This window comes from Myroides injenensis M09-0166 (genome assembly GCF_000246945.1).
GTDB lineage: Bacteria > Bacteroidota > Bacteroidia > Flavobacteriales > Flavobacteriaceae > Flavobacterium > Flavobacterium injenense.
Map to the genome: position 1 here is coordinate 1 of NZ_BAEX01000099.1, position 11,403 is coordinate 11,403.

9 protein-coding genes are annotated in these 11,403 nt (G+C 33.4%); 3 read left to right on the forward strand and 6 right to left on the reverse strand.

All coding sequences use genetic code 11. The features are described from left to right. The first annotated feature begins 28 nt into the window (after positions 1-28). Positions 29-1,498, forward strand: coding sequence for a Na+/H+ antiporter NhaC (gene nhaC, locus RH98_RS13355; RefSeq protein WP_010255830.1), 1,470 nt, complete (start codon positions 29-31; stop codon positions 1,496-1,498). A 61-nt stretch (positions 1,499-1,559) separates the two neighbouring features. Here the strand turns inward: nhaC and guaB are convergent, their stop codons facing one another. The 4 genes from guaB to RH98_RS13375 form a co-directional block, all read right to left on the reverse strand. After that, a complete protein-coding gene (guaB, locus tag RH98_RS13360) occupies positions 1,560-3,032 on the reverse strand; it encodes an IMP dehydrogenase (RefSeq protein ID WP_010255831.1) in 1,473 nt (490 codons plus the stop codon). 57 nt (positions 3,033-3,089) lie between these two features. After that, entirely contained in the window at positions 3,090-3,956 is an 867-nt protein-coding gene (locus RH98_RS13365) for a hydroxymethylglutaryl-CoA lyase (protein ID WP_010255832.1), read from the reverse strand. Positions 3,957-4,106: 150 nt separating this feature from the next. Beyond that, entirely contained in the window at positions 4,107-4,733 is a 627-nt protein-coding gene (locus RH98_RS13370) for a LysE family translocator (RefSeq protein WP_010255835.1), read from the reverse strand. A gap of 7 nt (positions 4,734-4,740) precedes the next feature. Next, positions 4,741-5,760, reverse strand: a complete 1,020-nt coding sequence (locus RH98_RS13375) for a quinone-dependent dihydroorotate dehydrogenase (RefSeq protein ID WP_010255837.1) — start codon at positions 5,758-5,760, stop codon at positions 4,741-4,743. Positions 5,761-6,140: 380 nt separating this feature from the next. Here RH98_RS13375 and RH98_RS13380 point away from each other — a divergent pair, with 380 nt between their 5' ends. Further along, the gene (locus RH98_RS13380; RefSeq protein WP_010255839.1) at positions 6,141-8,966 is read left to right on the forward strand and encodes an FAD-binding and (Fe-S)-binding domain-containing protein; all 2,826 of its coding nucleotides are present in this window, start codon (positions 6,141-6,143) and stop codon (positions 8,964-8,966) included. Between the two features lie 109 nt (positions 8,967-9,075). Here the strand turns inward: RH98_RS13380 and RH98_RS13385 are convergent, their stop codons facing one another. Beyond that, entirely contained in the window at positions 9,076-9,831 is a 756-nt protein-coding gene (locus RH98_RS13385; RefSeq protein ID WP_010255840.1) for an SDR family oxidoreductase, read from the reverse strand. A gap of 76 nt (positions 9,832-9,907) precedes the next feature. Continuing rightward, the gene (locus RH98_RS13390) at positions 9,908-10,279 is read right to left on the reverse strand and encodes a helix-turn-helix domain-containing protein (protein ID WP_010255841.1); all 372 of its coding nucleotides are present in this window, start codon (positions 10,277-10,279) and stop codon (positions 9,908-9,910) included. Positions 10,280-10,844: 565 nt separating this feature from the next. Here RH98_RS13390 and RH98_RS13395 point away from each other — a divergent pair. After that, a partial coding sequence (locus tag RH98_RS13395) for a helix-turn-helix domain-containing protein (protein ID WP_026038908.1) occupies positions 10,845-11,403 on the forward strand: 559 nt, incomplete at its 3' end.

An 11,403-nucleotide genomic window follows, 5' to 3' on the forward strand; every position in this document is an offset into this window, starting at 1 on the left:
ACACGTAGTATAACAACAGAAAACTAAAATGAAATCATCAAAAAAGAAAAAAGCCAAACCAATTTCTCTACTACAAGCACTCATACCCATGATCTTGCTAATCATACTTCTTGGAATTAACGTATTTGTTTATGAAGATGAAGCATTAGCTGGTAGTAATCAATTTATACTTCTTATAGGAGGTTTAATTGCCATTGCTATTGGTGTATATAATAAAGTAGAGTATGAAGATATCATAAAAAAAATAACCAAAAACGTAAGAGAAACTACTCGAGCAATATACATTTTACTACTTGTTGGTGCATTATCAGGTACATGGTTATTGAGTGGAGTAATTCCCACTATGATTTATTATGGATTGCAAATTTTAGAACCACATATTTATCTTCCTGCCTGTGTAATTATATGTTCGATTATTTCGTTGGCGACAGGAAGTTCATGGACTACCTCAGCTACTGTAGGTATTGCACTTGTTGGAATTGGTAATACAATGGGACTACCAATTGGGATGATAGGTGGAGCTGTAATCTCAGGGGCTTATTTTGGCGATAAGTTATCTCCCCTTTCTGACACTACTAATCTAGCAGCTGCAATGACAGGAACTGATTTATTTACCCATATTAGATATATGCTATATACAACGATACCTAGTTACATATTGACATTAATAATATTTATTATTATCAGTTTTAACTTAGACGTTCCTGACAATATTGATATATCAGTTACTCTTGAAGCGATTAAAAATACTTTTAATATTTCGCCTTGGTTATTCTTAGTACCAGTAATCGTGATAGGTGCCATTCTAAAAAAGATAAAACCTATACTTGCATTAGTCTTAGGAACACTTCTAGGAGCATTATTTGCACTTATCTTCCAGCCTGAGATTGTTGCAATGGTTGGGGAAGGGACTTCTCTGACGCCATATACTGCCTATAGAGGTGTAATGAATGCAATAACGACAGATATTGCCATCCTATCTCCAATAGATAGCTTAAATAGCTTATTTGAAGCTGGAGGAATGAAAAGTATGCTAAATACAGTATGGTTAATTATTTGTGCTATGTTTTTTGGTGGATCAATGGAAGCGATTGGTGCATTAAAGAAACTAACAGAAAGTTTACTTAGTGTAGCTAAATCTGTATTTGGTTTGTTTGCTAGCACGGTAGCTAGTTGTGTTGTAGTAAACTTAACTGCATCAGAACAATACTTATCTATTGTGGTACCAGGTAAAATGTTTAGTAAAGCTTATAAAGAAAAAGGGCTGGCTTCTGAAAACCTAAGTAGGACATTAGAAGATGGAGGTACTGTAACTTCAGTATTAATACCATGGAATACGTGTGGTGCTTATCAATCTGGGGTATTAGGTATAGACACATTTACTTATGTACCTTATGCTTTCTTCAACTTAATTAGTCCATTTATGACTTTATTATACGTAGCATTAGATATTAAAATAAAAAGGCTCGTTAGTCCTAAAAAGACAAAAATAGCTTAAAATAAAAAAGGTCAATTCACTAAGTGAATTGACCTTTTTCTTTATCGTTACTCGCTAAGTATTATCTAGAATAGTTAGGAGCTGATTTTGTAATTGTAATATTATGTGGGTGACTCTCACCAATACCTGAAGCAGTTAATTGAACAAAACGAGCTACTTCTTGTAATGTAGGAATATCTTTCGCACCGCAATATCCCATACCTGCACGTAAACCACCTACAAACTGAAGCATACTCTCACTCAATTCTCCTTTATAAGGTACTCTTCCTTCAATTCCTTCTGGAACTAATTTCTTAACATCATCTTCTACATCTTGGAAATAACGATCTTTTGAACCTTGTTTCATTGCTGCAACAGATCCCATACCGCGATATGCTTTGAATTTTCTACCTTCAAAAATAATAGTTTCACCAGGAGATTCTTTTGTACCTGCTAACATAGATCCAAGCATTACGCAGTCTGCTCCTGCTCCGATTGCTTTAGGAATATCACCTGTATAGCGCAATCCACCATCTCCGATTACTGGTACTCCAGTTCCTCTTAATGCAGCTGCTACTTCCATAATTGCAGAGAACTGTGGAAAACCAACTCCTGCTACTACACGTGTAGTACAAATTGATCCTGGGCCGATACCTACTTTAACAGCATCTGCTCCATTCTCCACTAAGAATAAAGCTGCTTCTGGCGTAGCAATATTACCTACTACAACATCAATTTCTGGAAACGCTGCTTTTACTGCTTTTAATACACCTACTACACCTTGTGAGTGTCCATGAGCTGTATCAATAATTAACGCATCTACACCTGCATTCACAAGTAATCTAGCTCTATCTACAGCATCAGCAGTAACTCCTAAAGCTGCTGCAACGCGTAAACGACCAAACTTATCTTTGTTTGCATTAGGTTTTAATGTAAGCTTTGTAATATCTCTAAAAGTGATTAACCCTACTAATTTGTAATCACCATTTACAACTGGTAATTTTTCAATTTTATTCTCTTGAAGAATTCCTTCTGCTTGCGCTAGAGTAGTTCCCTCAGCTGCTGTTACAAGATTATCTTTAGTCATTACCTCAGTAATAGGACGTTCATTTTGTTTTTCAAAACGCATATCTCTATTTGTGATAATTCCTTTTAAAGTTCCATTTTCATCTACGATTGGAATACCCCCAATACTAAACTCTGCCATTGCTTTTTTTGCATCTCCTACTGTTGCTGTCAATGGTAAAGTCACTGGATCGATAATCATTCCAGACTCTGCTCTTTTCACTTTGCGAACTTCTTTTGCCTGCTCCTCTGCGGTCATGTTTTTATGAATAACACCAATACCACCTTCACGAGCCATAGCAATAGCCATCTCGCTTTCAGTTACAGTATCCATAGCTGCAGATACAACTGGAACGTTTAAAGTAATGTTTCTTGAAAATTTTGATTTTAGACTTACCTCGCGTGGTAATACTTCTGAATAGTTAGGAACTAACAGAACGTCATCGTAGGTCAATCCTTGTCCGATGATTTTAGCTGTGTGTGCTTTCATGTGCAATTGTAGTTGAATTGCACGCAAATTTAGCTTTTTTCTATAAAATAAAAAAGGTTAATGATAAAAATTAAATATTTTTAACGCTTCGTTATATGAACTTTCAAATGACATCGCACTCAAATTAGACTCTATTTTATTGGCAGTAAAGTAACTTAGCATTTTCTCAGTAGGCATATTCCCTGTCAAATCATCTTTCGCCATAGGACATCCACCATAACCTTTTATAGCGCCATCATAGCGATAACAACCTGCTTTATATGCTGCATCAATCTTTTCAAACCACGAATCAGGTGTAGTATGTAGATGTGCACCAAACTCAATATTAGAATAGGCTGGTATCAGATTACTAAATAAATAATCGATAACCTCAGGCGTAGAACTCCCCACTGTATCTGATAGCGATAATATCTTTACCCCCATATTTGCTAATCGCTCTGTCCAATCTGCTACAATATCTACGTTCCATGGATCTCCATAAGGATTTCCAAATCCCATAGATAAATATGCTACTACTTCTTTATTTGACTTAGCAGCTACGTTAAGAATCTCTTCTAATGTAACGATAGACTCGGCAATAGTTTTATGCGTATTACGCATTTGAAAATTCTCAGAGATTGAAAAAGGAAAACCTAAATACTGTATTTCTTTATGTTCTGCCGCTTGTTCAGCTCCCCTTGTATTAGCAATAATAGCAAGCAACTTACTCTTGGTCTTACTCAAATCAAGTTGACTAAGCACTTCTGCTGTATCCTGCATTTGGGGAATTGCTTTAGGAGAAACGAAACTACCAAAATCAATTGTATCAAACCCAACTCTAAGTAATGATTGGATATATTGAACTTTTTTTTCAGTAGGTATAAACATCTTGATACCTTGCATGGCATCACGAGGACATTCTATAATTTTTACAGTTGGTTTCATAGTGTTTCAAATATAAATGAAAGGTTTAAATTCACAAAATGAAAAACAGTCCTTTTTACTTTTCACCTTTTAGATGATAACTACCTGATTATATGATACAAAAAAGGGAAGTTTACTAGAAACTCCCCTTTTTAACTTTATTTTTTATACTTAAGATACGATCAAAAAGATACCTAATCCAGTAAAAACTACTATTTGTAACCATTTCAAAATAATATTTACTGACTTATTGTCTTTCATAAAGTCGGTCAACTGTGCAGCAATTGTACAGATAATCGTGAAGATTACTAATGCCTCTGTAATAAATACACCACCAAGCATAAATACTTGCTGTTTTACATTACCAGCTGCTTCTGATATAAAACCTGGAAATAGCGCTAAGAAAAACATCATTACTTTAGGATTCATAATATTCATTACTAATCCTTTGCGAACAAATCCAAATACTGTTTTATCTTTTGCTGTAGACTTCCCTTGTTCTATTACTAAAACATTTTCTTCATGAAAAACTTTATAAGAAAGCCAAAACAAATAGATTGCTCCTCCTATTTTAACTGCCTGAAAAGCTATCTCTGACTTTATAATTAATGCAGAAATCCCAAAAGCAAATAGCGATAAGTGAAATAACAACCCTCCTATTTGACCTATTATTACAGCATAGCCATATTTTCTTCCTCTCGTTATACTTTGTGAGACAACATATAAAAGATCAGGTCCTGGTGTAATAATTAATAAAAAACAAGTAATAAAAAAAGTATAAAGTACTTCTACTGTCATAGTTTACTTAATTTTTAGAAAGTAATTTTTTATTGATTGCTTTAATCAATCCTGGTCCTTCATAAATGAAACCAGTATATAATTGTATTAAACTTGCTCCTGCTTCTAATTTTTCAAGAGCATCTTCTGGACTGTGTATCCCTCCCACACCGATTATAGGAAAAGCATTATTACTCTTTTGTGCTAAAAAGCGAATAACTTCTGTACTTCTCTTTGTCAAAGGTTTTCCACTAAGCCCACCTGTTTCATCTTTGTGACTAGAATGTAGTCCTTCTCTTCCAATCGTTGTATTTGTCGCTATGACTCCTGCAATTTTAGTATCGTTAACAATATCGATAATATCTAATAGCTGGTCATCTGTCAAATCTGGTGCTATTTTTAATAGAATAGGCTTTGTCTTAGCTTTTGCATTATTCTTTAATTGTAGTGCATTTAATAAAGCTGTCAAAGGCTCTTTATCTTGCAGCGCACGTAAATTCGGAGTATTCGGCGAACTAACGTTAACTACAAAATAATCTACGTAAGGGAATAATGCTTCAAAACATATCTCATAATCATCAATTGCATTCTCATTTGGCGTAATTTTATTTTTACCTATATTACCACCTATTAATGTGCCCTTATTCTTTTTTAGACGCTGTACAGCTTCTTCTACTCCACCATTGTTAAATCCCATTCTGTTAATCAGACCACCATCTTCCTTTAATCTGAACAAGCGTTTTTTTGGATTACCGGGTTGTGCTTTGGGTGTTAATGTACCAATCTCAATAAATCCAAAACCAAAATTCTCTAACTCACTGTATAGTTTTGCATCTTTGTCTAATCCTGCTGCAAGACCAACTGGATTCTTAAACTTTAGACCAAACACTTCTCTTTCTAATCGTGGATCATTAATTTGGCAATTTGCTCTTATTAATGAAGATACACCTGGAATAGCATTGATAAGCTTTAAAGTACTAAACGTAAAATGGTGTACTTTCTCTGGATCAAACCTAAAAAAGAGAGGTTTTATGAAGCTTTTATACATAGTTATTTAGTTTGTGTTGTTGTGTGTAAATTTGGTGCAAAGGTATTTAATTTACCTATTATTTCATATAGCATAAAATGATATTCAATTAAATTAATTTTCTCACCACAACTAATAGGAAATTATAAGCTCAAACTCCTTTTATCAACAGATTAAAACAAGTTATAAATAACCGTTTTGCATTTTAAATAATTGACTTTTTCACACATTATTAAAAAGAAAACTCTTGTAATAAACAACACCGATAACGATCATTTTTAGAAGCTCAACTATTTAAATAATCAAATACAAGAACTAATATTTATATCAAATATAAATTAAGAAGCATTTGCTGTAATCTCCACGATTCTTTAGTAAATTGCTAGTAAAATTAAAACTTTATGTTAGCGACAAAATATAAAAGGTTTAAAGAAGAATTATCTAAACAAATAAGCGAGCAACAAATAATCACCAATCCATTACAGCTACTTGCTTATGGAAGCGATGCCAGTTTTTATCGTTTAATACCTAAGATAGTTGTGCAAGTTCACAATGAAAAAGAAGTAATTGCGACTTTAAAATTAGCCAGTGAATTAAAACTACCTGTTACTTATAGAGCAGCAGGAACTAGCTTGTCTGGACAAGCGATTAGTGACTCTATTCTAATGGTGGCTACCCACAAATGGAAAGGCTACGAAATACTAAACGATGGTTTACAGGCTAAATTCCAACCTGGTATAATAGGTGGAAGAGCTAATATTATCCTTGCACCCTATGGGCGTAAAATTGGTCCTGATCCTGGCTCTATTAATGCTGCAATGATCGGTGGAATTGCTGCAAATAATGCTAGTGGAATGTGTTGTGGTACTTCTCAGAACTCTTATAATACAATTGCTGACATTAAAATTGTATTTTATGACGGAACAGTACTTGATACTGCAGATCAAGCTAGTAGACAAAACTTTATCGAGGTACACGGCGACATTATTAAAGCTATAGAGGAGTTAAGAGATGATATTGCAAATAACCAAACCTTATACGACCGCATTAAACGCAAGTTTAAAATAAAAAACACAACGGGTTATAGCTTAAATGCGTTTGTAGATTACCACGATCCATTTGATATTATTAAACATATTATGATTGGCTCAGAAGGAACTCTAGCCTTTATATCTAATATCACTTATAATACAGTTATCAATTACAAGCACAAGGCTTGTACCTTGATGATATTTGAAACTATTGAGAAAGCCTGCCAAGCAGTACCTTATCTAAAGAAAAGTCCAGTAGCTGCAGTAGAATTACTAGATAGAAACAGTATTAAATCTATTGAAAACGAACCAGAAGCTCCTGCATATTTCAAAACATTACCAGAAACAGTTTGTATTCTTTTAGTAGAAGTACAAGCTGAAAATGAAGAAGAAATGCTGAAAAAGCAAAAAGAGATAAGAGAAGCTGTAAGCCCTATTCCTACCTACAAACCTTTTGAATTTACTTCTGAACCTAAGCAATATGCTTTTAATTGGAAAGCTAGAAATGGTCTGTTACCTACTACTGGAGCACTCCGAAAAACTGGGACAACTTGTATGATTGAAGATGTTGCCTTTCCAGTAGATAAACTTGCAGATGCTTGTATTGCTATGAAAGATCTATTTGCAAAACTACACTATGATGATGCTGTATTATTTGGGCACGCATTAGAAGGCAATTTGCACTTAGTGTTTTCACAAGATTTTTCTACACCAGAAGAGGTAAAACGCTATGCTGAACTAATGGATGGTTTGGTAGAAATTGTAGTAGATGAATTTCATGGTTCACTAAAAGCAGAACATGGTACAGGACGTAACATGGCTCCTTTTGTAGAAAAAGAATGGGGAGAACAAGCCTATAAAGCAATGCTTAGAATAAAAGCAATATTTGACCCCTATAATATCGTGAATCCAGGCGTTATAATTAATAGTAATGTAAATATTCACCTAGAAAATTTAAAGCCTTTACCAGCGACAAATGAAATTATAGACAAATGTATTGAGTGTGGTTTTTGTGAATCTCATTGTGTATCAGAAGGACTCACCCTATCGCCAAGACAGCGTATCGTAATTGGTCGTGAAATTGCGCGTTTGGAAAATTCTGGCCAAGATGTTAGCCGACTTAAAGAACTTATTCAAGATGCAAAATATTACTCTGATGAAACCTGTGCAACTGATGGATTGTGTGCTTTAGCATGCCCTGTAAAAATTGATACAGGTAAATATATCAAGGATGTAAGACATAGTCACATTACCGATAAAGACAGAAAAACTGCTGATTATTTTGCAAACAATATGAAGCAAATAACATCTTTAGGTAGAGGTGGTCTGAAATTTGTAAACTTCTTCCACCATGTTCTTGGTGATAAAGCAATGTATAAAGTAGCATCAGGTATCCGCAAAATGTCAGGTAACAAAATTCCACAGTGGAACGTGGCAATGCCTACAGGTACTAAGCACAAATTAAAAGATAAAGTAGTCAACCCTGGTCAAGAGCGAAAAGTAGTCTATTTTCCATCTTGTATTAATCGAACAATGGGTAAATCTTCTGAATATCCAAAAGGTGATTTAGACTTACAAGACAAAACATTAGTACTTTTAAAAAGAGCTGGTTATACCATTTTATTTCCAGAAAACTTAGACAATATGTGCTGTGGAATGCCATTTAGTAGTAAAGGATACAAAGAAGAAGGTCATCAAAAATCAAGTCAACTAGAAGAAGCATTATTAAAAGTTTCTGATAATGGTAAAATACCAGTCTTATTTGATATGAGCCCTTGTTTCTATACATTCTATGAAGCGCATAAAGATGGCAAATTAAACATGTACGACCCGATAGAGTTTATGCTTGATCATGTGATGCCTTTCCTTCCCGTAACACATCCGCGAAAGGAGATAAATGTATTCCCTGTTTGTTCAGTTAAAAAAGTAGGACTTGAAGGAAAACTTCTTGAACTAACAAAAATGTGTGCTGAAAACGTTAATTATATTGATAGTAACTGTTGTGGATTTGCAGGTGATAGAGGTTTTACTGTTCCAGAATTAAACAAATATGGCAATAGAAATTTAAAAGAACAATTGTCAAATTCTTGTAGTGATGGTTTTTCTACTAGTCGTACATGTGAAATAGGACTTACTGAATATGGAGGAGTTAATTTCAAATCTATTTTCTATCTCATCGACGAAGTAACTAAATAATCATAACAACATTAATTTATAAAAGCAAAACACCCTTTAAGCAAAAAGCTTAAAGGGTGTTTTTTATATTACTAGAGTACTAATAAAACAATACTCTTATTTAACTTGCTTATCGAGTAGTATAACCACCATTTGCAAAAATAGTCTGACCAGTAATCCACCATCCATCAGTAACTAGGAACTCAACCAATGGTGCGATATCTTCAATCTTAGTCAACCCACCAAGAGCAGAAGCAGACTTGTGGTAGGCAACTGCATCACTAGATTCCTGTCCATAAAAGAAAGGAGTATCCATAGGTCCTGGAGCTACTGCTGTAACAGATATACCTCTATCACCAAACTCTTTAGATGCCATTCTTGTAAAATGTTCTACAGGAGCCTTAGCTCCAGCATAAGTAGAATATAATCCAGTATAAGCAGCTAATAAAGAAGTAACAATAGTACAGATCTTTCCATTATTGCTTAAGTATTTACCAGCCTCTTGGATAAAGAAATAAGCTACTTTAGAATTAATTGAGAACATAATATCATAGTCTTCTTCTGATGTTTCTAAGAAAGGTTTTTTCAACACCATCCCCACTGTATTAATAGCTACATCTACTCTACCATATTTCTCTTTTGCCAATTTAAAGAGCTTTTCAATATTTTCAACTTTAGTTAGATCTGCTTGAAACAACACAGCTTCAGCTCCTAGATTTTCAATAAAAGCTAAAGTTTCCTCCGCCTCTTTTTTAGTTGCATTGCTATTATAGTGAATTACCACTTTAGCTCCCATAGCAGCAAAATCTCTACTTAATAAACCACCTAAGTTTTTTGCACCTCCAGCAATAACTACAACTTTCCCGTTTAAGTTTTCTTTTTTCATATTAATGTTATTTTTATAACAACAAAGTTGTTAAATTTCAAAACAAATAATATGGTGAACTTTTCGGATATTTTAATTATTTATGCTGACTTCTAAATTGCCCTGGTGTAAGCTGCGTCAATTTCTTAAAGAACTTCGAAAAATTGGAAGGATCATAAGTAAACATTCTTGCAATCTCTGCTACTGAATAATGAGAATTCACTAGTAGCTCTTTTGCTTTATCAATAATCTTTTGATCGTAAAAATAACAAGGATGATGTCCTGTTTCTCCTTGAATAACTGCAATGAGGTGTTTGTGAGAAATAGCCAAATTACTAGCTATCTGATTGATTTCTTCAAATTCTGAAACTTTAGCACTGACAACGTCATCTATATGATTAGTAATATATTTAAAATAAGCATTTGTAATTTCCTCATTACGCGTTTTTGATTCTTTTTCTGTATTCATAGCATGTATATCATTATTTTTCAACATATTAAAGATACAGAATTCAATAATAAAAAATTAAGAAGTCAATAAAAAATCACCTATAATAAATCAAAAAATATTGCAACATTCACTTGATATTCTTCCTAATTTATCTATTATTTTCCTTTAATTTCCATAATCTTCCCTTTTCTTCTTTTATTGTCTCAAATCTTCTGTTTCAAAAACAACATATCTCTAAAAATCAACACTTTACAAACAAAGTAAAACATTTTGTTCGGACGGGCTGCGAAAAGATCCAGTATTTGTTCTGGCTGAGGGATTGTTTTGTGAAGAGCACCTATACCCTGCACTACCACTTCTCGAACAAATCACTAAAAAAAACATTAGCGTCAAGCAACAAAAGTGCGTCACTGATTATCAAATATATACGAATCGTTTTATAGTATTAAAATTTAAGAGTATCTCAATTATGAGTAATGCTATTAATTCTCGCGCTAGATATCAATATATAAATGCTTGTTATAATACTGAGTCGACAAACTTTTTTGTAGTAACTTTGATTTGAGATAAAGGAAATAATATCATGACAATATATATAAAAAATATGGTCTGCGCTCGTTGTAAAATGGCTGTAGAAACCGTTTTTAAAGAGTTAGGTTTTCACCCTACTACCATTGAATTAGGGGAGGTTACTATTGAAGAAGACATTTCGCAGGAGCAAATGCACAGTATTGAAGTAAAACTACTAGCATTAGGATTTGAACTTTTAGACGATAAAAAAAGTAAAACAGTTACTAAAATTAAAAGTGTATTAATCGAACTTGTTCAAGAAAAGAATGCAAAATTAGATACAAATCTATCAAGCTATTTAAGCGAACATCTAAAACAAGATTATAATACACTGAGCAATTTATTCTCTCAATTAGAATCAACGACAATTGAACAATATTTCATATTGTTAAAAATCGAAAGAGTAAAAGAACTATTAGTATACGATGAGATCAGTCTAAAAGAAATAGCTTATCTGCTTAATTATAGCAGTGTGGCTCATCTCAGTAAACAGTTTAAAAAAGTAACAGGATTAACTCCCACTCACTTTAAAACTACTGGAAATAATAGGCGTAATTTGATTGATAAACTAT

Coding starts and splice junctions, on each gene's coding strand:
- RH98_RS13390 (WP_010255841.1), bottom strand. CDS start 10,279: ATGAATACAGAAAAAGAATCAAAAACGCGTAATGAGGAAATTACAAAT.
- RH98_RS13385 (WP_010255840.1), bottom strand. CDS start 9,831: ATGAAAAAAGAAAACTTAAACGGGAAAGTTGTAGTTATTGCTGGAGGT.
- nhaC (WP_010255830.1), top strand. CDS start 29: ATGAAATCATCAAAAAAGAAAAAAGCCAAACCAATTTCTCTACTACAA.
- guaB (WP_010255831.1), bottom strand. CDS start 3,032: ATGAAAGCACACACAGCTAAAATCATCGGACAAGGATTGACCTACGAT.
- RH98_RS13370 (WP_010255835.1), bottom strand. CDS start 4,733: ATGACAGTAGAAGTACTTTATACTTTTTTTATTACTTGTTTTTTATTA.
- RH98_RS13365 (WP_010255832.1), bottom strand. CDS start 3,956: ATGAAACCAACTGTAAAAATTATAGAATGTCCTCGTGATGCCATGCAA.
- RH98_RS13380 (WP_010255839.1), top strand. CDS start 6,141: ATGTTAGCGACAAAATATAAAAGGTTTAAAGAAGAATTATCTAAACAA.
- RH98_RS13375 (WP_010255837.1), bottom strand. CDS start 5,760: ATGTATAAAAGCTTCATAAAACCTCTCTTTTTTAGGTTTGATCCAGAG.